General features: G+C 61.2%; 20 protein-coding genes. 13 read left to right on the top strand and 7 right to left on the bottom strand.

The window, feature by feature from the left end; translation table 11 throughout:
- Positions 1–328 precede the first annotated feature (328 nt).
- The 3 genes from ABDX87_RS04270 to ABDX87_RS04280 are packed head-to-tail and all read right to left on the bottom strand — an operon-like array spanning position 329 to position 3303.
- Positions 329–649, bottom strand: a complete 321-nt coding sequence (locus tag ABDX87_RS04270) for an AtuA-related protein (protein WP_346831757.1) — start codon at positions 647–649, stop codon at positions 329–331.
- Positions 646–2010: an acyclic terpene utilization AtuA family protein gene (locus ABDX87_RS04275; protein ID WP_346831758.1), complete on the bottom strand. Its 1365-nt coding sequence runs from the start codon at positions 2008–2010 to the stop codon at positions 646–648. The genes ABDX87_RS04270 and ABDX87_RS04275 overlap by 4 nt, the downstream gene beginning before the upstream one ends.
- Positions 2011–3303, bottom strand: a complete 1293-nt coding sequence (locus ABDX87_RS04280) for a CitMHS family transporter (protein WP_346831759.1) — start codon at positions 3301–3303, stop codon at positions 2011–2013.
- Positions 3304–3466: 163 nt separating this feature from the next.
- Between ABDX87_RS04280 and ABDX87_RS04285 the strand changes: the two genes are divergently transcribed.
- The 5 genes from ABDX87_RS04285 to efeO (ABDX87_RS04305) all read left to right on the top strand — a co-directional run bounded on the left by ABDX87_RS04285 (position 3467) and on the right by efeO (ABDX87_RS04305) (position 8947).
- Positions 3467–4360 carry a LysR family transcriptional regulator gene (locus tag ABDX87_RS04285; RefSeq protein ID WP_346831760.1) on the top strand — a complete coding sequence of 298 codons (894 nt, stop codon included), beginning with the start codon at positions 3467–3469 and terminating at the stop codon, positions 4358–4360.
- Positions 4361–4623: 263 nt separating this feature from the next.
- On the top strand, positions 4624–5493 hold the full coding sequence (efeU, locus tag ABDX87_RS04290; RefSeq protein WP_346831761.1) for an iron uptake transporter permease EfeU: 870 nt from the start codon (positions 4624–4626) through the stop codon (positions 5491–5493).
- An 8-nt stretch (positions 5494–5501) separates the two neighbouring features.
- The gene (gene efeO, locus ABDX87_RS04295; RefSeq protein WP_346831762.1) at positions 5502–6713 is read left to right on the top strand and encodes an iron uptake system protein EfeO; all 1212 of its coding nucleotides are present in this window, start codon (positions 5502–5504) and stop codon (positions 6711–6713) included.
- 65 nt (positions 6714–6778) lie between these two features.
- Positions 6779–8095 (top strand): iron uptake transporter deferrochelatase/peroxidase subunit, encoded by a 1317-nt coding sequence (efeB, locus tag ABDX87_RS04300; protein WP_346831763.1) that lies wholly within the window; start codon positions 6779–6781, stop codon positions 8093–8095.
- Between the two features lie 27 nt (positions 8096–8122).
- Entirely contained in the window at positions 8123–8947 is an 825-nt protein-coding gene (efeO, locus tag ABDX87_RS04305) for an iron uptake system protein EfeO (RefSeq protein ID WP_346831764.1), read from the top strand.
- A 248-nt stretch (positions 8948–9195) separates the two neighbouring features.
- Here efeO (ABDX87_RS04305) and ABDX87_RS04310 read toward each other — a convergent pair whose 3' ends face one another.
- From ABDX87_RS04310 to ABDX87_RS04320, 3 genes are all read right to left on the bottom strand, one after another.
- Positions 9196–9966, bottom strand: a complete 771-nt coding sequence (locus ABDX87_RS04310; protein ID WP_346831765.1) for a molybdopterin-dependent oxidoreductase — start codon at positions 9964–9966, stop codon at positions 9196–9198.
- The gene (locus ABDX87_RS04315; protein WP_346831766.1) at positions 9959–10582 is read right to left on the bottom strand and encodes a cytochrome b/b6 domain-containing protein; all 624 of its coding nucleotides are present in this window, start codon (positions 10580–10582) and stop codon (positions 9959–9961) included. The genes ABDX87_RS04310 and ABDX87_RS04315 overlap by 8 nt, the downstream gene beginning before the upstream one ends.
- Before the next feature lie 199 nt (positions 10583–10781).
- Complete coding sequence (locus tag ABDX87_RS04320) at positions 10782–11387, bottom strand: hypothetical protein (protein ID WP_346833699.1); 606 nt, start codon at positions 11385–11387, stop codon at positions 10782–10784.
- A gap of 283 nt (positions 11388–11670) precedes the next feature.
- Between ABDX87_RS04320 and ABDX87_RS04325 the strand changes: the two genes are divergently transcribed.
- Both ABDX87_RS04325 and ABDX87_RS04330 read left to right on the top strand, forming a co-directional pair.
- On the top strand, positions 11671–12366 hold the full coding sequence (locus tag ABDX87_RS04325; protein WP_074755385.1) for a heavy metal response regulator transcription factor: 696 nt from the start codon (positions 11671–11673) through the stop codon (positions 12364–12366).
- The gene (locus tag ABDX87_RS04330) at positions 12339–13745 is read left to right on the top strand and encodes a heavy metal sensor histidine kinase (RefSeq protein ID WP_346831767.1); all 1407 of its coding nucleotides are present in this window, start codon (positions 12339–12341) and stop codon (positions 13743–13745) included. Before ABDX87_RS04325 ends, ABDX87_RS04330 begins: the two co-directional genes overlap by 28 nt.
- Before the next feature lie 1181 nt (positions 13746–14926).
- On the opposite strand, the gene ABDX87_RS04335 is transcribed toward ABDX87_RS04330, so the two are convergent.
- Positions 14927–15595 (bottom strand): polysaccharide lyase family 7 protein, encoded by a 669-nt coding sequence (locus ABDX87_RS04335; protein ID WP_346831768.1) that lies wholly within the window; start codon positions 15593–15595, stop codon positions 14927–14929.
- Positions 15596–16122: 527 nt separating this feature from the next.
- Here ABDX87_RS04335 and ABDX87_RS04340 point away from each other — a divergent pair.
- The 6 genes from ABDX87_RS04340 (at position 16123) to ABDX87_RS04365 (ending at position 22306) form a co-directional block, all read left to right on the top strand.
- Positions 16123–16575, top strand: a complete 453-nt coding sequence (locus ABDX87_RS04340; protein WP_074754984.1) for a MarR family winged helix-turn-helix transcriptional regulator — start codon at positions 16123–16125, stop codon at positions 16573–16575.
- An 80-nt stretch (positions 16576–16655) separates the two neighbouring features.
- Positions 16656–18671 carry an FUSC family protein gene (locus ABDX87_RS04345; protein ID WP_431061308.1) on the top strand — a complete coding sequence of 672 codons (2016 nt, stop codon included), beginning with the start codon at positions 16656–16658 and terminating at the stop codon, positions 18669–18671.
- Complete coding sequence (locus ABDX87_RS04350; protein ID WP_074754986.1) at positions 18668–18877, top strand: DUF1656 domain-containing protein; 210 nt, start codon at positions 18668–18670, stop codon at positions 18875–18877. Before ABDX87_RS04345 ends, ABDX87_RS04350 begins: the two co-directional genes overlap by 4 nt.
- Positions 18874–19791 (top strand): HlyD family secretion protein, encoded by a 918-nt coding sequence (locus tag ABDX87_RS04355; protein ID WP_346831769.1) that lies wholly within the window; start codon positions 18874–18876, stop codon positions 19789–19791. Before ABDX87_RS04350 ends, ABDX87_RS04355 begins: the two co-directional genes overlap by 4 nt.
- On the top strand, positions 19788–21245 hold the full coding sequence (locus tag ABDX87_RS04360; protein WP_346831770.1) for a TolC family protein: 1458 nt from the start codon (positions 19788–19790) through the stop codon (positions 21243–21245). Before ABDX87_RS04355 ends, ABDX87_RS04360 begins: the two co-directional genes overlap by 4 nt.
- Positions 21246–21484: 239 nt before the next feature.
- The gene (locus ABDX87_RS04365; RefSeq protein ID WP_346831771.1) at positions 21485–22306 is read left to right on the top strand and encodes an aldo/keto reductase; all 822 of its coding nucleotides are present in this window, start codon (positions 21485–21487) and stop codon (positions 22304–22306) included.
- Positions 22307–22387 lie beyond the last annotated feature (81 nt).

The raw sequence follows: 22387 nt of genomic DNA on the forward strand, positions 1-22387 counted from the left end.
ATCAAAAGCCACAGCGCGCTTTGCGCTGTCTAGATTCAACACCTGAATCGTTGAATAAACATAAAACCTGTGGGAGTTAGCTTGCTGACGAATGCAGTGTGTCATTCACCTTTGAGGAAACTGGCTTAATCCCATCGCGAGCAAGCCGATGGTTCCCACGCTCTGCGTGGTAACGCATTAAAGGACGCTCTGCGTCATCCGGGATGTGGCGCATGCTGTCAGGCTTTGCGCCACTCAAGAAACGGACTGACACCACGGGTTTAAGAACCATAGAATCTTCCACGCCCCGGGCCAGAATCAAATGCGGCTCGCGCTTGTAGGCCTCCTTCTATTCGATCTCGATATCCAGCAACGCCGCGCCTAATGCCTTGCCATGGGCATCGAGCGCCAGCGAGCGGGTCACACCGCCTTTGAGGATGCCGGGCAGCACGAAATTCAGGGCGTGTACGTTGGGCAATTCATAGCGCCGCACCGGTCCTGCTGCTGGGTCGAGTAACTCGGCAAAGTGCGCCGTGACCCGTTCCAACGTCAGTTGTTGAACCAGACGCCGGTAGTCTTCGGGTTTGAAGGCAATCACCGAGATGTTCGACGTATCGCCCTTGTCCCCGGTCCGCGAATGCGCGAGTTCGCGCAGTTTGATTGTGCTCACGAGGCGTCCTCCAGATGAACGTGGGGTGTGACCGAACCACGGGGCAGCAACAAGGACGCCACCGCCACCACCTGCCGCACGCCCTTGGTTGCACCGCCACCGCCATACGGGCCGTTGGTGTAGAGGGTTTCAACTTCGTTGCCGATGCGTATGGCTTCGGATTTGTCGGCGCACCGGGCCGCTACGCGCAAACGCACTTCCCACGGTTCAGCCGTCGTGCGCGAACCCAATGTCGCCCCATGCAGTGAATCCACACCGATCAATTCGGCGCGGACGTCATCGACAACCACGCCGGTCAGTTTCAAGCGTTCCAGGACGACTTCCCGCGCCAGCCGGGCGCGCGCCAACGCGCCCGGCCCGCCGTAGGACATCTGCCCTTCGCCGATCCAGCCGTCGAGGTAGCCGACCGATACTTTCAGGGTGTCGGGTCGCGCGCGCCCCTCTGCACCGTCGGCACGGACTTCGTTTGCCCCCACGGCGGTGAACGACACGTTTGAAAAGTCGGCGGTCACGTCCGGTGTCAGATACGCCTCGGGATCGTGCACCTCGTAAATCATCTGCTCGGTACAGGTGGCGGTGTCGATTCGTCCGCCAGAGCCTGCAACTTTGCTGATCACCGCCCTGCCCTCGGCGTCCACTTCGGCCAGCGGAAAACCCAGTCGGGCGAGGTCCGGCACATCCTTGACGCCCGGATCGGCAAAGTAACCGCCGGTGATCTGCCCGGCACATTCGAGCAGATGCCCGATCAGCGTGCCGCGCCCGATGCGCGTCCAGTCATCCTGAGCCCAGCCAAAGGTGAACAGCTGTGGCGCGAGAAACAGTGATGGGTCAGCCACGCGGCCGGTGATCACCACATCGGCATCAGCATTCAACGCCTCAACGATGCCGTCGGCCCCCAGATAGGCGTTGGCGGAAATCAACCGATCCCCCAACGACTCCACCGTCGCGCCGTTGTCCAGCAACGCCTGAGGGTCGGATTGCAGCGTCGCCAGCACGTCGTCACCGGTCAGTGCAGCGACCTTCAGCCCCTGCAGGCCCAGCTCGGCCGCGATACGCCGCACCTCACGCGCCGCCGACAAGGGATTGGCCGCGCCCATGTTGCTGATGATGCGCAGACGTCGCCGCCCGGCTTGACGTCCTCGAGCCACGAACGGCAGCACACGGCGCATGCGCTCACTGAGCAACGGGTCGAACCCGGCGTCGGGGTCGGTCAACCGAGCCTGTTGCGCAAGGGCGATGGTGCGTTCGGCGAGGCATTCGAACACCAGGAAATCCAGATCGCCCTTATCGGCCAGTTCCACCGCTGGCTCGATGCGGTCACCGGAATACCCGGCGCCGGAGCCGATACGTAAGGTTGTCATTCAGAACACTCCCAGCAGCAATGCGGTCAGGGTCATCAGCACCGATGCGCCGAACAGAAAAGGGATGGTGAAGCGTTGATGGTCGGCCAGTTCGACCTTGCACAACCCCACCAACAGAAAGGTCGCGGGTGTGAGCGGGCTGACCGGGAATCCGGTGGTGTGGACGCCCAGCAAGGACGCTTGCGCCACCTGCAAAGGATCGACACCCAGCGCGCGTCCGACTTCCGCGATCACCGGCATCACGCCGAAATAGAACGAGTCAGGGTCGAACAACAGGCTCAGCGGCATGGACAGAAAACCCACCACCATCGGAATCAGCTTGCCGTGACCCGCCGGGATCTGCGCCACCGCCACCTCGGCCATGGCCTTGAGCATGCCGGTGCCCTGCATGATGCCGGTGAACACGCCCGCCGCCAGAAGAATGCTGGCCATGGTCAGCGCGGTTTTGGCATGGGCATCAATACGCGCGCGTTGCGCGTCCACATTCGGGTAGTTGATGCACAGCGCCAGCACCGTGCCGACCATGAACATCACCACCGGATCGACCCAACCGGCGATCATCACCGCCATGACCACAATAGTCAGCAGCAGGTTGAGCCAGAACAGGCGCGGGCGGCGCAGCACCTCTTCCTGCTCGGTCAGGGTCCGCTCCGGCACGACATCGACCTTGGCGCCGGCACCCAACCCCAGGCGTTTTTCCTCACGATGTCCCAACCACCAGGCACTGAAGAACACGAACGCCAGGCCGACGATCTGCACGGGAATCAATGGCTGGAACAGGTCGGCCACAGGCACATGCAGCGCTGCGGAAGAGCGCAGCACCGGGCCGGTCCACGGCAGGAAGTTGACCCCCGCCGCCATCGCGGCGACGCACGCCAGAATCCGCCGATCAATGCCAAGCCGCGTGTACAACGGCAGCATGGCAGGGATGGTCACCAGAAAGGTCACGGCGCCCGAACCGTCCAGGTGCACCAGCAAGGCGAGCAGTGCCGTACCCACGACAATGCGTGTAGGACGTGTGCCCACGGTGCGCAGGATTCGGTCGATGATCGGGTCGAGCATGCCGGCGTCGGTCATCACCCCGAAAAATAGGATGGCAAACACGAACATGCCGACCACGGGCGCGACGTTCTTGATACCGGTGATGATGAAACCGCTGGTTTGCAGACCGAAGCCACCGATCAATGCCGCGATGATCGGCAAGGCAATCAACGCAACCAGAGGCGAGAGACGTTTGCTCATGACAGCGGCGAGCAAACAAAGAATGGTGATGACACCCAGAATGGCGAGCATGCAGAGATCCTTTCGTCATTCCTGACCGGCAGGCGGCGGAATGAGCTGTTGTTGTTTTCAGCGAGTATCGAAACGGGGGTAAGCTTTGTAAATTGAAATGTTCAGGGCCTTACGTTCAGAAAATACGAACGTAGATGCGCTGGTCACCTCACGGAAGCTCATCATGAAGAACGCCATCCAGCACATCCGCGCCTTTCTGGCCGTGGCCAACAGCGGCAGCTTTGCCAAGGCCGCCATCGAGCTGAACCTGTCGCCCTCGGCCCTGACCGTGCAAATCCAGCAACTGGAAGAATGGCTCGGCGTCACGCTGCTCGAACGCAGCCCGCGTCAGGTCAGCTTGACCGCCGCCGGCCAGAACAACCGCGGCCCCATGGAAAAACTGCTGCTGGACCTGGACAACATCGTCAGCGGCTCGCGGGATCTGGCAGCGTTGCGCCGAGGCGTGGTCACCATCGCCGCCCTGCCTTCGCTGTGCTCTGGGGCGCTGCCACCGATCCTTAAAACCTTCCGCGAACAATTCCCCGGCGTCGAAATACGCCTGCGCGATGTCGTGGCGCAGCGCATTGACGCGCTGGTGCGCGACGGGGAGGTGGATTTCGGCGTGGGCGTTCGTGCGCGAATGAGCCACGGGCTGGATTTTCAGGTGGTGATGGTTGATCGCCTGAGTCTGTTCGTGCCGGCTCATCACCCACTCGCCAAACGCCAGTCGATCAGCCTGTCAGAACTGGCGGGCGAGCCGATCATTCTCACGGGGCGAGACAGCAGCGTGCGCGAACGGGTTGAACACTTGTTTTCAGAAGAAGGGCTGATGCTGACGCCGGGCCTGGAAGCGAACTACATGTCGACGGTCATGGCGTTGGTGCGTCAGGGATTGGGGATGACGTTGTTACCGGAGTCTGCCGATGAAGGCCGTGGCGACCTGGTCCAGGTGCGTATCGACCATGCTGGGGTGAATCGAGAGATCGGTTTGATCACGCGCGCGGGGTTCGGGTTGAGTCCTGCGGCGGGGAGGTTCATCGAGATGATGAGAGACGACATGTCAACGCAACCCGTGTAGGAACGCGCTTGCCCGCGATGGCGTCCGCCCTGCCACTTCTTCATTGGTTGAAACACCGCAACCGCGGGCAAGCGCGCTCCTACACAGGTCCTGCAAAACGCAGTAGCTGAACGCCACCTGAACACCTGCACAAAACCGGGAAAAAGCAAAAAAACAAGTATGCTCATTCAATAATGAGTATCATTATGTTACACATGCCTGAATGCGAATGACTTACCGAAGCGTTCACGGCTCACACCCTATCAGATTTACACCGGTGATAAATGCTCGTTCCTTTTTTGATCATGTTGCGCGAAGGGATTGAAGCCGCGCTTATCGTTGGCATCATTGCCAGCTACCTCCGTCAGACCGGCCGTGGCGAGTGGATGCCCGCCGTCTGGATCGGGGTTTTCCTCGCCGCTGCGCTCGCACTGTTTGTCGGTGGCGGCCTGGAACTGGTCAGTGCCGAATTCCCGCAAAAGCAACAGGAACTGTTCGAAGGCCTGGTTGGACTGCTGGCGGTGATCATCCTCAGCTCCATGGTCTTCTGGATGCGCAAGGTCGCGCGCTCCATCAAGCATGAGCTCCACGAATCACTGGACGCCGCCCTCGCTGGCTCGAAAAACCAGACGTACGCCCTGATCGGCATGGTGTTCTTCGCCGTCGCTCGCGAAGGTCTGGAAACCGTGTTCTTTCTGCTGGCGATTTTCCAGCAAAGCGAAGGGGCCAGCGCTCCGATTGGCGCTCTCCTCGGCCTGATCATTGCCGTGGGCATCGGCTTTGCGATCTACAAAGGCAGCATGCGCCTGAATCTCGGACGCTTCTTCCGCTGGACCGGCTTGTTCATTCTGGTGGTCGCGGCGGGCATTCTGGCCAACTCGGTTCAAGCCCTGCATGAGGCTGGCCTCTGGAACCACTTCCAGACCGTGGTTTTTGACATCAGCGCAGTGCTGCCAATGGACGGCCCGACCGGCTCGGTGCTTGCCGGCATGTTCGGTTATCAGGACGCACCGACCGTCAGCGTGCTGACCGTGTACGTCGCCTACCTGATCTTCGCGCTGGTGTTGTTCTTCCTGCCGCAGCCACGCGTGGTGAGCCTTCCCACGCGACCTGCGCACGCACACGGCCACTCTTCTTCAGTTACGAATAAATAAGGGCTTTCATGACCAGTCGTCCCTCCGGGCTTCCTCCCCAGCAAGCCAAGCCTCCTCGCGCATTGCGGATGGCCGTCGCCGGATCGGTGATCCTGATGATCGGCGCCGGTGCCATGTTTTACTACGCTTCACAGCAGGCGCAGAAAAAGCGTCAGGCCAACAACAGCGCCGAGACCGTGGTCACCATCCACCCCAAAAGCTGTGAGCCGAACGCGATTACGGTGCCTGCCGGGAAGAATGCCTTCCGCATCGTCAACGCCTCGGAGCGTGCGGTGGAATGGGAAATTCTGGACGGCGTGCTGGTGATCGAAGAGCGCGAGAATATCGCACCCGGTCTGAGCCAGGTCATCAATGCCAATCTGCAACCGGGTGATTACGCGATCACCTGCGGCCTGCTCAGCAACCCGCGCGGTACCCTGCACGTGACCGCAACCGCCGAATCCGACGCTGCCGCCAAGGCGCGTCCTTCGATGGTCGCGTTCATCGGCCCGTTGTCGGAATACCGGGTGTACCTGAGCACCAGGAGCAGCGCCCTGATCCGCGCCGTGAACGACCTGCAGCAAGCCATCGAGAGCGGCAACCTGGCAGCGGCGCAGCAAGCCTATGCGCCAGCGCGCGCAGCCTATCAGCGCATCGCCCCGGCGGCTCAGCGTCTGGCTGAACTGGACAACGCGATCAACGCCCGTGCCGACTACTTCGAAAAACGCGAACAGGATCCGGGCTTCAGCGGCTTCCATCGCATCGAGTTCGGTCTGTTCTCGCAGAAGTCTGTCGATGGCCTGGCGCCGGTCGTACAGAAACTGCAGGCCGACATCGCGTCCCTGAAAGAACAACTGCTGGCCCAGAGCATCGCCCCTGAGCAACTGGCGAGCATGGTCGTGCGCAACATGCGCAGCCTGGCCGACATCCGCAGCAACGGCGAAGAAGAGCGCTACAGCCACCTCGATGTCAACGGTTTCGCCGCCAACCTAGAAGGCACCCGTAAGGTCATCGAACTGCTGCGTCCCCTTCTGGCCAAGACCTCGGGCGAGGTGCTGAAAAAGATCGACGACGCGACCACCGCGCTGGACGACCAGTTGCTGATGCTCAAGACCGACAACGGCTTCAAGCCGTACGACCAGGTCAGCACCGAACAACGAAAACAGATCGCAGACAAGGCCAAGGCGCTGGCCGATGCACTCGAAGGAATCGATCCGGCCTTGGGCCTCACCGGCCTGTAAGCGTGCCCTGGCGGGTGCCCGACGCGCCCGCCCGGCCCTGAAACCAGAGCGAAGTAAGCATTCACATGAAAGACTCCGATTCATCCAACGCCCCTGTTTCCGTTGAACGCCGCCGTGTCCTGATGGGCCTGGGCGCAGCCGGCGCGGCCATCGCTGGCGCCAGCCTGACCGGTAACGCCCTGGCCGCCACGGCCCCGGCGCAAGTGACCGAAGCCCCGAAAAGCGAAAAGACCCAAGACCACAACGCATTCCATGGTGTGCATCAGACCGGCATCGTCACCCCGCGCCCGACGGCCGGCATGATGGTTTCCTTCGATGTGCTGGCGCAGGATCGCGAGGACCTGGAGCGTCTGTTCCGCACCCTGAACGAGCGCATCGCGTTCCTGATGACTGGCGGCCCGGTGCCACAGGTCGACCCGAAACTGCCGCCGCTGGACTCCGGCATCCTCGGCCCAGTCGTCACCCCGGATAACCTGACCATCACGGTGTCCGTGGGCGACTCGCTGTTCGACGAGCGTTTCGGCCTGGAGCACGTCAAACCCAAGCGCCTGCAACGCATGGTCGGGTTTCCCAATGACGCGCTGGAAGCGGACTGCTGCCATGGCGACCTGAGCATTCAGTTCTGCTCTAACGCCCCGGACAGCAACATCCACGCCCTGCGTGACATCGTGAAAAACCTGCCGGACCTGCTGCTGGTGCGCTGGAAACAGGAAGGCACCGTACCGGCCCAGGCGCCGCTCAAGCCCGGCCAGCCACCGGAAAGCGCCCGCAACTTCCTCGGTTTCCGTGACGGCTCGGCCAACCCCGATTCGAACAACCAGAAGACCATGAACGAGCTGGTCTGGGTGCAGCCGGGCAGCGACGAACCGGCCTGGGCTGCCAACGGCAGCTATCAGGCCGTGCGCATCATCCGCAACTTCGTCGAGCGCTGGGACCGTACCCCGCTGCAGGAACAGGAATCCATCTTCGGCCGCAGCAAAGCCTCGGGTGCGCCGATGGACGGCAAGACCGAAACCGACGTCCCGGATTACGCGAAGGACCCGGAAGGCAAAATCACCCGACTGGATTCGCACATTCGTCTGGCGAACCCGCGCACCCCGGAAAGCCAGCGCAACCTGATCCTGCGTCGCCCGTTCAACTACTCCAACGGCGTGAACAAGAACGGCCAGTTGGACATGGGCCTGCTGTTCATCTGCTACCAGTCGGACCTGGAAAAAGGCTTCATCACCGTCCAGACCCGCCTCAACGGCGAGCCGCTGGAGGAATACCTCAAGCCCATCGGCGGCGGGTATTTCTTCACCCTGCCGGGCGTCGTGGACAGCAACGATTTCATTGGCCGGTCGCTGCTGGCCGCCTCTGCTCCAACAACAAAAACTGCCTGACAACCCTTACCTCACAGGAAGAGCTCCATGAAAAAGTCGCCTCTCGCGTTGTTGCTTACTTTTGGCTTGTTGCAGACCCCAATGTCCGTGTTCGCGGCCACCGCGCCGCTGGACCTGGTGACCCCGGTTTCGGACTACAAGATCTACGTCACTGAAAACGTCGACAAGCTGGCCGAAGATACCCAGAAGTTCACCGATGCCATCAAGAAAGGCGACCTGGCGACTGCCAAGAAACTGTTCCCGACCACTCGCCTCTCCTACGAGTCCATCGAGCCGATCGCCGAACTGTTCAGCGACCTGGACGCCTCGATCGACTCCCGTGAAGACGACCACGAAAACGGCGTGAAAGCCGACGACTTCACCGGTTTCCACCGTCTGGAATACGCGCTGTTCTCGCAGAACACCACCAAGGATCAGGCCGTGTTCGCCGACAAGCTGCTGGCCGACGTCAAAGAGCTGCAATCGCGCATTGCCGATATGACCTTCCCGCCGGAGAAAGTGGTCGGCGGTGCTGCCGCGCTGATGGAAGAAGTGGCCGCGACCAAGCTATCCGGTGAGGAAGACCGTTACAGCCACACCGACCTGTATGACTTCCAGGGCAACGTTGACGGTTCCAAGAAAATCGTCGACCTGTTCAAGCCGCAGCTGGAGAAGTCGGACAAGGCGTTCGTGGGCAAGGTCGAGAAGAACTTCGCCACCGTGGACAAGATCCTGGCCAAGTACAACACCAAGGACGGCGGTTACGAGACCTATGACAAGGTCAAGGAAAACGATCGCAAGGCACTGGCCGGTCCGGTTAACACCCTGGCAGAAGACCTGTCGCAGATGCGTGGCAAACTCGGTTTGAACTGAGTCTGGACGCAATGAAAAGCCCGCCGATTGGCGGGCTTTTTATTGGGGTTTTTGATCGCTCCCACGCTCCGCGTGGTAACGCATCGATTGACGCTCCGCGTCGACTTGGACGCAGAGCGTCTTGCCACGCATTAACACGCGGAGCTTGGGAACGATCAGAACACCGCATGCGCAGGCCTTGCTGCCGGTCCCCGGCAGATCGCTCGAGTGCGGCCCCGAGCAAGCGCGCTTCTACGCCCGACAAAGCCTCAAATCCCACTAAACCAGTTGTAACCCTGATCCTCCCAATACCCACCCGGATAATCATTGGTCACGAAGATCTCGACAATGTGCTTGGGGTTCTTGAACCCCAGCTTGGTCGGCACCCTCACCCGCAACGGATATCCATAGTCGGGCGGCAACGCCACCTCGCCGAAATCCAGCGCCAGCAGCGTCTGAGGGTGCAACGCGGTCGGCATGTCCAGACTCGAGTAATAGCGGTCAGCGCACTTGAACCCGACAAACTTCGCCGTCGTGTCCGCCCCCACATGCTCAAGGAACGTCCTCAGCGGGACACCGCCCCACTGCCCGATCGCACTCCAGCCCTCGACACAGATCAACCGCGTAATGTCAGTCCGCTGTGGCAGTTTGCGCAGGCCGTCCAGCGTCCACGGCGCCTTGTCACGCACCAGCCCGGAGACACCGAGTTTCCAGTCCGCCACGTCCAGATCAGGGATGTCGTCCTCGCTATAAAACGCGTTGAACGGAAACGGATTGCGGATCTGCTCCTTGCGGAACGTCGGCGCCAGCTTCTGTCCGCTGAACAGCCACGCCTGCACCCGGTCGTTCCAGCGCGACATGGCCCAGAGCACCTTGTCCACCTGATCGCCATCCTGCAGGTTACAGCCGGTGAGCATCGCCATCGCGCCCACGGTCAGCCCGCCTCTCAGGAAATTCCGGCGCTGGATGCTTTCCAGCTGGGTCTGTTGCGCCGGTTCCAGCGTGATGCGCTGAATGGCGCGTTTCTTCGGTTCAATCATGTTCGACCTTCCCGCTTTCAACCGTTTTGACGCCACCGGTGATCATTGGCAACAGGGTTTTGGGGACCAACAGCACCAATGCCAGGTGCACCACGACGAACGCCCCGATCGCCGCCATCGCCGCAAAATGAACGAATCGGGCGAAGTCATACCCGCCGAACAGTGCGGTCAATTCCTGCAGCTGAATCGGCTTCCAGATCGCGAGCCCCGAGACCACGATCAACACGCCGGCCGCCAGGACCAGCCAGTACATCAAGCGCTGGACGGCGTTGTACACGCCCTTCTCGTGCTTGAGGCGAAAGCGCAAGGCATCGACCAAGTCGCGCTTGACCGCGGCCGGCGTGACCGGAAGAAAGTCGCGTTTAAAGTGTTTGCTGAACAGGCTGTAGAGCACGTAGATCAGGCCGTTGATCACCAGCAGCCACATGACCGCGAAGTGCCAGGCCAGCGCGCCGCCGAGCCAGCCACCCAAGGTGAAATCCCGAGGGAAAGAAAAACGAAACAACGGCGATGCGTTATAGATGCCCCACCCGCTCATGAACATGCAGACCATGCCGAAGGCATTGATCCAGTGCGTCAGGCGAATGGGCCATGGGTGAATTCTGGTTTTTTTCATGGTGTAAGGCTCATCACGGAGATCTCGGGAAAGCATCCAATCCCAAGTGTAGTGGTGCCCGGACAGATGTCTTCGTGAGCAAGCTCACTCCCACAGGTCCGAGGTGGTTTCACCGGACCGGGTCAGCGACAACGAACCCTGTGGGAGCGAGCTTGCTCGCGAATGAGGCAATGCGGTGCTGATGACACACCGCAATCGCTTACATCGGAGGCTGGAAGCCATCCTTGCCGACGGCGACACCGCGAGCAGTCTTGCCGTCTTCGGCCGGGAAGACCACGACCTTGGCGCCTTTGACCAACTCGTCCACCTTGCCTGCCTGCACGTAAGCGATAGGCACATCGTCCGGTACGACCAGCTGCTTCTCACCGCCTTTGTAGCTCACGCTCAAGGTACGGCCGTTGGCCTGGGTCAGCTTGCCCACGGTGCCGTTGGTCATGGTGCCGGTGCTGCCATCGGCGTTCTGCCAGCCGTAGTGACCTTCGCCGCTGCCTTTGAGGCTCGCTTCGAACACCGTCACTTCCAGCGCTTTCAGCGTGCCGTCAGCTTGCGGGGTGGCGGCCGAACCGATGAAGCTGTCCGACTTGATGGTGTCGATGCTGGTCTTGGACACCGAACGGATGCCCGTTTTGTCCGTCAGGCCAATGCTCTGGTGAGCGCCGGAACGGGTGGTGAAGTTCAAGGTGTTGTTTTCGACGCTGTCGACCGTGCCACGCAACGGTTTGACCACCGGCATGTCGGCGGCCGAGGCCATGACGGCAGCGCTGAGCATCAGCATGCCGAAGGTGGTGGACAGAGCAGTCTTCATCTTCATTGTGAGGATCCTTGTCGATTGGAGGTGCGGGTTGAATGGCGATCATCCTGTGCCCCGAACCGGCACTGCACGATGACCGGCCGATGACATTTTTGTCATTCACCCGGGACGCCTCGAACACGCTGCGCCGATGACAAAAATGTAACCGACCGGACAGCGCCAGTTGGTTACACTCCACGTTCGACACGGTGCTCAGCCGTTTAGTTGCCCTTCAAATCAACACCTGATGCCACGTGTCGGCCGCGCCGCCAATGACGTGAAGCGAGCCAGACAGACGATGCACATCCTGCTTATCGAAGACGACACCAAGACCGGCGAGTACCTGAAAAAGGGCCTCAGCGAGTCCGGCTACAAGGTGGATTGGACACAACACGGCACCGACGGCCTGCACATGGCGCTGGAGCAGCGCTATGACCTGCTGGTGCTGGACGTCATGCTGCCGGGCATCGACGGCTGGCAGATCATCGAAATCCTGCGCGCCAAACAAGACGTACCGGTGCTGTTTCTCACCGCGCGCGATCAACTGCAGGACCGCATTCGCGGGCTGGAACTGGGCGCCGACGATTACCTGGTCAAGCCGTTTTCCTTCACCGAACTGCTGCTGCGTATCCGCACGATTCTGCGCCGTGGCGTGGTGCGCGAGGCCGACCATTTTCATCTTGCCGATCTGGAACTCGACCTGCTGCGACGCCGGGTCACGCGCCAGCAACAGGTGATCACCCTGACCAACAAGGAGTTCTCTCTGCTGCATCTGTTCCTGCGGCGCGAAGGTGACGTCCTGTCCCGCGCGCAGATTGCCTCGGAAGTCTGGGACATGAATTTCGACAGCGACACCAACGTGGTCGACGTGGCGATCAAACGCCTGCGCAGCAAGATCGACCTGCCCTATCCCGTCAAACTGATTCACACCGTGCGCGGCATCGGTTACGTCTGCGAGGTGCGGCCATGCGAGCCCGACGCCAGCCTTCCCTGACCCTGCGCTCGACCCTGGCGTTTTCCGTGGTGGCGATGCTCGCCGTAGCCAGCGCCGGGATGTACCTCTACGAAACCATGAAAGCTGCGGTCATGACTCGCAGCGACCACGCGGTGCTGGCGCGGCTCGATCACTTTCGCAAATTGCTGCAGTACGACCTGACGCTCGACACCTTGCGCAGCAGCCCTCAGCTGTTCGAAAACATGCTCGACAGCGAGGACGATATTTTCATCATCACCGAGCCTGGCAAGTCCCCGGTGATCATGGTCAACCCACTGCATGCGCCGTTACCGGACATGCCGGTGGTCAAAGCCAATGCACCGCTCAGCGCCGATGCCCTGCGCAGCGGCAGGGTCAACGCCGGACCGGCGCCAGACGTGCCCATGCGCGCCGCCACGGTCGAGGCGATCTCCGGCGGCAAAGTCGTGCACCTGACCGCCGCGCACCTTGCAGTCAAGGAAATGGCCACGCTGGCGAATTTTCGCAACCGCATTCTGTTTGCCGTTGCGCTGGCGTTCGTGCTCACGGCATTGCTGGGTTACCTGTTGCTGCGGCGGGGCTTACGCCCCCTTCGCAGAATGGCCGATCACGCCGCCGCCATCACCCCGGCCCGACTGGACAGCCGCATGGACAGTCGCGACACACCGGTGGAGTTGCAGCAATTGAGCGACGCCTACAACGGCATGCTCGATCGTCTTGCCGACGGGTATCAGCGTCTTACCCAATTTTCGGCTGACCTGGCGCACGAGATCCGCACGCCCGTAGGCTCCCTGATGGGCCACTGTCAGGTCGCCCTGCGTCAGCCCCGAACTGCTGATGAATACCAGGCGCTGCTGGCCTCGAACCTTGAGGAACTGGAGCGTATCTCACGGATGGTCGAAAGCATTCTGTTCCTGGCCCGCGCCGACGATGCGCAGGCGGCGCTCAATCGCCAGACGTTGAGTCTGGAGGACGAATTGCAGCGGGTGACGGGGTATTTCGAAGGCCTGGCCGAAGAGCGACAGATGACGTTGCGCACTGAGGGCGGCGGCCAACTGGATGCTGATCCTCTGCTGTTGCGCAGGGCACTGAGCAATCTGGTGGCTAACGCGATCCGGTATGCCGATGAAAGCAGCGAGATCGAGATCCGCGTGGTCAACGCAGAGAAGACCTGCCGCATCGAGGTGGAGAACCAGGGCCCCGTTCTGAGTGACTCGGCCCTGGGCAAGCTGTTTGACCGTTTCTATCGCGGCGACGCTTCACGCCACCAAAGCTCCGACTCCAACGGCCTCGGCCTGGCCATCGTCGCCGCGATCATGCAGTTGCACGGGGGCGAAGTGACAGTGAGCCAGCCCGTGCCTGGCCGGATCTGCTTCGCGCTGGTCTTCTCTGCTCGATAATCATTCGATGGCTGCCGCACGTTCTCGGGCGGACGCAGTACATGTAGGAGCCGTCCGAGGTTACGAGGGCCGCGAATGCGGTGGGTCAGTCAAATCAGTGCTACCTGATACAGCGCATTCGCCAGCAAGCCGGCTCCCACAGGTTTGATTTCAACCACAAATCATCGGAACGAAGCAGTACATGTAGAAGCCGTCCGAGGTTACGAGGGCCGCGAATGCGGTGGGTCAGTCAAATCAATGTTGACTGATACACCGCATTCGCCAGCAAGCCGGCCACACAGGTTTGATGTCAACCACAAATCATCGGAACGAAGCAGCACGTGTAGGAGCCGTCCGAGGTTACGAGGGCCGCGAATGCGGTGGGTCAGTGAAATCAATGTTGACTGATACACCGCATTCGTCCGAACGCGGCCCGCACCAAGCCGGCTCCCACAGGTTTGATGTCGACCACAAATCATCGGAACGAAGCAGTACATGTAGGAGCCGTCCGAGGTTACGAGGGCCGCGAACGCGGTGGGTCAGTCAAATCAAAGTTGACTGATACACCGCATTCGCCAGCAAGCCGGCTCCCACAGGTTTGATGTCAACCACAAATCATCGGAACGAAGCAGCACGTGTAGGAGCCGTCCGAGGTTACGAGGGCCGCGAATGCGGTGGGTCAGTCAAATCAATGTTGACTGACCCACCGCATTCGCCAGCAAGCCGGCTCCCACAGGTTTGATGTCAACCACAAATCATCGGAACGAAGCAGCACGTGTAGGAGCCGTCCGAGGTTACGAGGGTCTGGGCCGCACTTCGGACGAATGCGGGGTGTCATTCACCCTCGTAATCACCGACCCACCGCGTTCGCCAGCAAGCCAGCTCCCACAGGTTTGATGTCGACCACAAATCATCGGAACCAAGCAGCACGTGTAGGAGCCGTCCGAGGTTACGAGGGCCGCGAATGCGGTGGGTCAGTCAAATCAATGTTGACTGACCCACCGCATTCGCCAGCAAGCCGGCTCCCACAGGTTTGATGTCAACCACAAATCATCGGAACCAAGCAGCACGTGTAGGAGCCGTCCGAGGTTACGAGGGTCTGGGCCGCACTTCGGACGAATGCGGGGTGTCATTCACCCTCGTAATCACCGACCCACCGCGTTCGTCAGCCGGCTCCTACAATGAGTTGAGCTGCATCGGGTTTATGCCTTCTTATCGTGCGAGATCTGCAGTTTGTAAAACGTCGCCGCCCCACCCTCCGTCGCGTACCCGGTGTTGTCCTGGGTATACACGCCTGCCTTGAAATAAAGCTGTTTGCCGTTCCAGCTCGGATCAAGCTTGGTGCCCCACTGCATCTCGTGCGCATTCACCGTCAGGTTGCCGGACGGCGTCAGGTGGATGGTGTACGTGAAGCGCTCCTTGAGCAGCACGCCCGTGGCGATTTGAATCACCTCGGGTTCCGATGTCGGTGTCAGGCGAAACTTGGCGACGATGTTGCCGTTTTTGGTCTTCTCCTTGTACTGATACTCCAGCTTGATCAACGGCTCGGTGCTGCCATAGCAATGGATCTGGCCGATAACGATCTTGCCCGTCGACGGCACTTGATCCACGGTCAGCGCCGCGCGCAGGAAATTGTCCGCCTGGGTGTACGTCCAGTTGTGGACCGCACCGTTGGCGTAGGTTTCGCGTAATTCCGTGCGCGGGTAGATAGCGTTGTCAGTCCGTGACCCGGTCACTGGCGCCCAGAAGAACAAGGTGTCTCCGGAGCGGAAGTAACCATCCTGGTAGCCGCCGACCAATTTTGGGGTATCGACGGTGACGGCGGGCGTACCGACAGGTACGGAAAGATTCCAGGTGGCGAGATCGATCATGTTGCACTCGTGGGTGCGCACTGCGCACCAGCAAAGGGAGGTGTCTGGAACGGGGTTTTAAGCCCGGATTCCTGTCGCCTTTGCTATCGGCTGAATCGGTTGTTCTTTAACGTGTCCACACAGTCAAGAAACCGCCGAAATTGCGCGAAAAATAGCCAATGCCACTATTACAACATCAACCAGTTTTAACGCCGGATTGAACAAAGTTTGATCAACGTCCCGATTTCTGGACACGGTCGTCCTTTCTTACCCCGCCATTTTTTTGGTTTGGCGAGATCAGAAATCCGAAATTAAGTTCAAACGCCACGGAAAAGTCCGACAGACGGTCTCTAATTTCGACGTGGCCACGCCACGGAGAGCATACGGGCGATCTCAACGCGACAACTTCGCCCCACCGCTCGTCCACTTTTCATTTGACGAATCAACTTTGTTACCGGATATTAATAGTTAGCAACCTAATAATACTGAGACTAATCATTCACTGCCTAACCAAAATCCTTTTCGTGAATCAACCCAGTGGCACCTTCATGACTCTAGACTCACTGCAAATGCACATCACCGGCGGCGTCGTCGCGGCGTCCCGTCAATGGCGGCGCGTGTGTCAGACCACGCTGATGAACTATGGCGTGTCCGAGGCGTGCGCAGGTCCCTTGCTGATGATCGCGCGGCTGGGTGAAGGCGTGCGCCAGGTCACGGTGGCTCAGGCCTGTGGCCTGGAAAGTCCTTCGCTGGTGCGTTTACTCGACCAACTGGGCAAGGCCAATCTTGTGCAGCGGACCGAAGACCCGACCGACCGCCGTGCCAAGGCCCTGAGCCTGACCAACGAGGGCCGCGCGTTGGCCAACTCAATAGAAGAAGAACTGATCCGCCTGCGTCGCGATGTGTTCAGCAGCATTGATCCGGCCGACCTGGAAGCCACGCTGCGGGTCTTCAAAGCCTTCGCCAACGCCAGCCCCGTGGGGCCGGAGCTGTCATCTTGAACGGCATATTCAAAGGCTTCTTCGACGGTGTTCCGCCGTCCCGCGACTGGTTTTACGGCATCCGTACCTTTGCTGCGTCGATGCTTGCGCTGTACATCGCACTGATCTTCGAGTTGCCGCGTCCGTATTGGGCGATGGCCACGGTCTATATCGTCTCCAGCCCGTTCGTGGCACCGACCAGCTCCAAGGCGCTGTACCGCGCTGCGGGGACTTTTCTCGGCGCGGCCGCTTCGGTGCTGGTGGTGCCGATGTTCGTGCAGACGCCGTTTTTGCTGGCCATCGTCATCGCGCTGTGGACCGGCACCCTGCTTTTCCTTTCCCTGCACCTGCGCACCGCCAACAGCTATGCGCTGATGCTGGCGGGTTACACCATGCCGCTGATTTCCTTTCCGGTGGTGGACAACCCGCAAGCGGTGTTCGACATCGCCGTGTCGCGGACAGAAGAAATCCTGCTGGGCATCGTCTGTGCGGCCGTGGTGGGCGCGATGTTCTGGCCGCGTCGCCTGGCGCCGGTGCTGGTCGATTCGATGGGCAAGTGGTTCAAGGACGCCTCGACCTACAGCGACCTGTTCCTCTCGCGCAGCGCCACGCCGGAAGCGGTCGGCGCACTGCGCACAGCCATGGTCGGCACCTTCAACAGCCTGGAGCTGATGATCGGCCAGTTGCCCCACGAAGGCACCCATCGCCAGACCGTGCGCAACGCCAAGGAACTGCGTGGCCGCATGATTCACCTGCTGCCCGTCATTGATGCCCTCGATGACGCGCTATGGGCGTTGGAGCGCCGCACACCGGAGCTGGTCGCCGACCTGGCGCCGCTGATCATCGAATGCCGCGACTGGGTGGAAAAAACCGCCGAGGGCGCACCGGTCCGCTATTGGGAAGCGCTGCACAGCGAACTGGATCGGCTGCAACCAACACCGGCGCAACTGGATGACCGCCGCCAGTTGCTGTTGTCCAACGCGCTGTATCGTCTGCGTGAGTGGATTGACCTGTGGCAGGACTGCCGCAGCCTGCAATGCGCCATCGAAACCGGTGATCATCGGCCCTGGAAGGCGGTCTATCGCCACTGGCGCCTCGCCCGTCTTTCGCCGTTCCTCGACAAGGGCATGATGCTGTACTCGGTGGCGACCTCCGTCAGTGCAATCATCGTCGCGTCGGTACTGTGGATTCTGCTGGGCTGGCAAGACGGCGCCAGTGCCGTGGCGCTGGCGGCGGTTTCGTGCAGCTTCTTCGCCGCAATGGACGACCCCGCGCCACAGATCTACCGCTTTTTCTTCTGGACGCTGATGTCGGTGATCTTCGCCAGCCTCTATCTGTTCGTGGTGCTGCCGAACCTGCATGACTTTCCGATGCTGGTGCTGGCCTTCGCCGTGCCGTTCATCTGCGTCGGAACACTGACCGTGCAGCCGAAGTTTTACCTGGGCACGTTGCTGACCATCGTCAACACCTCGTCCTTTATCAGCATCCAGAGTGCTTACGACGCCGACTTCCTCAACTTTGTGAATTCCAACCTGGCGGGCCCGGCAGGCTTGGCCTTTGCCTTCGTCTGGACACTCATCGTCAGGCCTTTCGGCACTGAAACTGCGGCCCGGCGTCTGACCCGTTTCAGTTGGGGCGACATTGTTTCGCTCAGCGAAGAAGCGACGCTGGCCGAACACCGTCGGATGGGCGTGCGCATGCTCGACCGTCTGATGCAGCACCTGCCGCGTCTGGCGATCACCGCGCAAGACACCACCATCGCCCTGCGCGAGGTGCGCGTGGCGCTGAACATGCTCGACCTGCTGGCGTACATGCCGCGGGTCGATGCGGTTCCGCGCCAGCTTCTGCGCAATGTGGCGACCGAAGTCGGCAGCTATTTCCGTGCCTGCCTCAAGGCCCGTGAGCGTTTGCCCGCCCCCAAAGGTCTGTTGATGACCATGGACCGCGCGCGCCGCTCACTGACCTATGACTGGATGGGCGATGACGCCTCCCGTCTGCACCTGCTGCACGCCTTGAGCGGCTTGCGTCTGGCCCTGCTGCCGGGCGTGGAGATCGTCGATGTGCGAGCCGAGCAGGCAGAACAACCGCCGTATGGCATCGATGGAGCGCCACTGTGATCGGTGATCTGGATATCAGCGGGATTTTCCTGCCCACGTTCCTGGTGCTGATGGGCATCGCTTACGTGATTTTTCTGGTGGTCCACGCGGTCCTCACGCGTGTGCACTTTTACCGCCTGGTCTGGCACCGGGCTTTGTTCAACGTCGGTCTATACGCTCTGCTGCTCGGCGTCGTGGATACCCTTAGTCGATACCTGATGAAATGAAAAAACCTCTACTGACGCTGGGCCGTGTGGTCCTGACACTGCTGGTTGTCATCCTCGCCGCGATCGTCGTCTGGCGCATGGTGATGTATTACATGTACGCCCCCTGGACCCGCGACGGCCACATCCGCGCCGACGTGATCCAGATTGCCCCGGACGTGTCCGGCCTGATCGAAAAAGTCTCGGTGAGCGACAACCAGGCGATCACCAAGGGCCAGGTGCTGTTCACCATCGATCAGGACCGCTTCCGTCTGGCGCTGCGTCAGGCACAGGCCACCTTGTCCGAGCGCAAGGAAACCTGGGAGCAGGCACAACGCGAGAACAGGCGTAACCGTGGCCTGGGCAACCTGGTCGCTCGCGAGCAACTGGAGGAAAGCCAGTCCAAGGAAGCCCGCGCCCTGTCGGCGATGAACGAAGCCCAGGTGGCGGTCGATGCCGCGCAGCTCAACCTCGACCGTTCGGTGATCCGCAGCCCGGTCGACGGCTACCTCAACGACCGCGCGCCGCGCGACCGCGAGTTCGTCAGCGCCGGGCGCCCCGTGTTGTCGGTGGTCGACAGTGCGTCGTACCACGTGGATGGCTACTTCGAAGAAACCAAACTGGACGGCATTCACATTGGCTCGGCGGTGGACATCCGCGTGATCGGCGACAACGCTCGCCTGCGTGGCCATGTGGTGAGCATCGTGGCCGGTATCGAAGACCGCGACCGCAGCAGCGGCTCGAACCTGCTACCCAACGTCAACCCGGCGTTCAGCTGGGTGCGTCTGGCGCAGCGGATTCCCGTGCGGATCGCCTTCGATGAAGTGCCCGAAGACTTCCGCATGATTGCCGGCCGTACCGCCACGGTCTCGATCATTGATGACGTGACGGCCCGCAGGACCGACGCCAAGGCCACTGATAAAGGAGTCGCTCAATGAAACCCGGCGCACGCCTGTTAACCGTTGGGTTGGGCATGTTGCTCTCGGCCTGCACCGTGGTCGGGCCGGATTACTCGCTGCCCAAAGACGCGGCGGTCAATCGTCAGGACTTGCAGGGCGAACTTGCAGGCACCTCAGCCAACGTGGTGTCGGCGCCCGTGCCTGCCGACTGGTGGCGCCTGTACAACGATCCGAAACTCGACCAACTGGTGGCTCAGGCACTGGTGTCCAGCACCGACCTGCGCGTGGCCGCCGCCAACTTGCAGCGTGCGCGTTACCAAGTGAGCGAGGCCGATGCCGCCGGCGGATTCACCAACACCGCCAAGGCGGGCGCACAGCGTCTGCAGGAGGCCGGACAGGCGTTTCTGCTGCCAGAAAAAGTTCCGGTCTCCAACGTCGGCGACGCCAGCCTGACCACGTCCTATCAGTTCGACCTGTTCGGTGTTTTGCAGCGCGGTATCGAAGCGTCCGAGGCCAACGCCGACGCGGCTCAGGCAGCGGCGGACACCGCACGCATCACCTTGGTCGCCGATGTGGTGCGTTCGTACACGCAAATCTGCGCCGCCAACGAAGAACACGAAATCGCCCTGCACTCGCTGGACTTGCAAAAGCAAAGCCTGTCGCTGACCCAACGCCTGCGCGATGCCGGTCGTGGTGACGAAACCCAGGTCACCCGTTCTGAAACCCAGTTCAAATCCCTGCGCGCCGACTTGCCGCGCTATGAGGCGGCACGTCGCGCCGGGCTGTATCGCCTGTCGATGCTGCTGGCCCGACCATTGAATCAACTGCCGCAGGGCGTCGCTGACTGCGCCGAGCTGCCACGCATTGCTCAGGTCATGCCCGTGGGCGACGGCGCGGCACTGCTCAAGCGTCGTCCGGACGTGCGTCAGGCCGAGCGTCGCCTGGCCGTCTCCAGCGCTGCGATCGGCGTGGCCACCGGCGAGCTGTATCCGGACATCAGCATCGGTGCCACCGTCGGGACCGTCGGTATCCTCAAGGAACTGGGCGAACCCTCGACCAACCGCTGGGGTTTCGGCGGCGTGATCAACTGGACCATCCCGTCCAACGGCGCCCGCGCCCGGATTCACATGGCGGAGGCCTCGAACCAGGCCGCGCTCGCGCACTTTGATGGCGTGGTGCTCAATGCCATCCGCGAAGCCCAGACCGGCCTGTCGCAATACACCGCGCTGCTGGAACGCCGCGATGCACTGGCCGACACCGAAGAATCGGCAAAACAGGCGGCGGACCAGACCCATCGCTTCTTCCTGGCAGGCCGCGAATCGTTCCTGGCGGACTTGCAGGCCACACGCACCTACACCGACGTTACCGCGCAACTGGCGGCGGCGAACACGCAGGTGGCGATGGGACAGATCGATTTGTTCCTGGCGCTGGGTGGCGGTTGGGAGAATTCCAGGCCGGCGCAGAGTCCGGAACAGGCGCAGGCACAGAAATGACTGTCTGATGGAGATCAGACTGTGGGAGCGAATTCATTCGCGAAACGTAGGTCCCGGCGACAGAAATGTATCGACTGTAAGGCCTCTCGCGAATGAATTCGCTCCCACAGGGCTTATGCGTCGGCCCCTCAGTTGGGCGTGAAGCTCCAAGCGTGAAGTCCGAACCTGCTTACCAAATTGAACCCCTGCCCGCCTGAACTGCCTGATCTCTCATTACCCCATTCGGCAGGAGGCATCCCATGCGTACGCTTCAACTGGCAGACCAAACCGTCCCCGTCATCGGTCAGGGCACCTGGCGCATGGGGGAGGATCGGCACCAGCGTGACGCAGAGGTGTCAGCGCTGCAGCAGGGGATTGATCTGGGCCTGACCCTGATCGACACCGCCGAAATGTATGGCGAAGGTGGCGCTGAGGAGGTGGTCGGTCAAGCCATTGCCGGTCGGCGCGATAAGGTCATGCTGGTGAGCAAGGTCTACCCGCACAACGCCAGCCGCACGGGCATTCCCGCCGCATGCGAACGCAGCCTGCAACGCATGAAGACCGACTACATCGACCTTTATCTGCTGCACTGGCCGGGTTCTTACCCGCTCGAAGAAACCGTCGAGGCCTTCGAACGGTTGCGCGAAGCGGGCAAGATCGGGCGCTGGGGCGTGTCGAATTTCGACGTGTCAGACATGCTCGAGCTTAACAACCCGCGCTGCGCTACCAACCAGGTGCTCTATAACCCGGAGGAGCGCGGCATCGAATACGACTTGCTGCCCTGGATGCAGAGCGCCGGGATGCCGCTCATGGCCTACTGCCCGATCGGTCAGGCCGGGAACCTGCTGATGAATCCCGCGATCCTCGAAGTCGCCGAACGCCATGACGCCACGCCCGCGCAGATCAGCCTGGCGTGGGTGTTGAGGCAGGACGGTGTGATCGCGATTCCGAAAGCGGTCGATCCGCATCACCTTCAGTTGAACGCTGCCGCCGCAGACATTGAGCTGAGCATCGAGGATGAGCTGCTGATCGACACCTCATGGCCCGCGCCGATTCGCAAGAAGCGTCTGTCCATGGTGTGACCCATTCCTTTATGTAGGAGCGCGCTTGCCCGCGATTGCAGCGTGTCAGTCGGCATCAAGGTATCTGAGTCGGCACCTTCG

Origin of the sequence: Pseudomonas abietaniphila (assembly GCF_039697315.1) — a bacterium.
GTDB classification, from domain to species: Bacteria; Pseudomonadota; Gammaproteobacteria; order Pseudomonadales; family Pseudomonadaceae; genus Aquipseudomonas; species Aquipseudomonas abietaniphila_B.

Excerpts from the sequence above, each read along its gene's own strand:
- ABDX87_RS04275 (WP_346831758.1), bottom strand. The coding sequence starts at position 2,010 with ATGACAACCTTACGTATCGGCTCCGGCGCCGGGTATTCCGGTGACCGC.
- ABDX87_RS04280 (WP_346831759.1), bottom strand. The coding sequence starts at position 3,303 with ATGCTCGCCATTCTGGGTGTCATCACCATTCTTTGTTTGCTCGCCGCT.
- ABDX87_RS04285 (WP_346831760.1), top strand. The coding sequence starts at position 3,467 with ATGAAGAACGCCATCCAGCACATCCGCGCCTTTCTGGCCGTGGCCAAC.
- efeU (WP_346831761.1), top strand. The coding sequence starts at position 4,624 with ATGCTCGTTCCTTTTTTGATCATGTTGCGCGAAGGGATTGAAGCCGCG.
- efeO (WP_346831762.1), top strand. The coding sequence starts at position 5,502 with ATGACCAGTCGTCCCTCCGGGCTTCCTCCCCAGCAAGCCAAGCCTCCT.
- efeB (WP_346831763.1), top strand. The coding sequence starts at position 6,779 with ATGAAAGACTCCGATTCATCCAACGCCCCTGTTTCCGTTGAACGCCGC.
- efeO (WP_346831764.1), top strand. The coding sequence starts at position 8,123 with ATGAAAAAGTCGCCTCTCGCGTTGTTGCTTACTTTTGGCTTGTTGCAG.
- ABDX87_RS04310 (WP_346831765.1), bottom strand. The coding sequence starts at position 9,966 with ATGATTGAACCGAAGAAACGCGCCATTCAGCGCATCACGCTGGAACCG.
- ABDX87_RS04315 (WP_346831766.1), bottom strand. The coding sequence starts at position 10,582 with ATGAAAAAAACCAGAATTCACCCATGGCCCATTCGCCTGACGCACTGG.
- ABDX87_RS04320 (WP_346833699.1), bottom strand. The coding sequence starts at position 11,387 with ATGAAGACTGCTCTGTCCACCACCTTCGGCATGCTGATGCTCAGCGCT.
- ABDX87_RS04325 (WP_074755385.1), top strand. The coding sequence starts at position 11,671 with ATGCACATCCTGCTTATCGAAGACGACACCAAGACCGGCGAGTACCTG.
- ABDX87_RS04330 (WP_346831767.1), top strand. The coding sequence starts at position 12,339 with ATGCGAGCCCGACGCCAGCCTTCCCTGACCCTGCGCTCGACCCTGGCG.
- ABDX87_RS04335 (WP_346831768.1), bottom strand. The coding sequence starts at position 15,595 with ATGATCGATCTCGCCACCTGGAATCTTTCCGTACCTGTCGGTACGCCC.
- ABDX87_RS04340 (WP_074754984.1), top strand. The coding sequence starts at position 16,123 with ATGACTCTAGACTCACTGCAAATGCACATCACCGGCGGCGTCGTCGCG.
- ABDX87_RS04345 (WP_431061308.1), top strand. The coding sequence starts at position 16,656 with ATGCTTGCGCTGTACATCGCACTGATCTTCGAGTTGCCGCGTCCGTAT.
- ABDX87_RS04355 (WP_346831769.1), top strand. The coding sequence starts at position 18,874 with ATGAAAAAACCTCTACTGACGCTGGGCCGTGTGGTCCTGACACTGCTG.
- ABDX87_RS04360 (WP_346831770.1), top strand. The coding sequence starts at position 19,788 with ATGAAACCCGGCGCACGCCTGTTAACCGTTGGGTTGGGCATGTTGCTC.
- ABDX87_RS04365 (WP_346831771.1), top strand. The coding sequence starts at position 21,485 with ATGCGTACGCTTCAACTGGCAGACCAAACCGTCCCCGTCATCGGTCAG.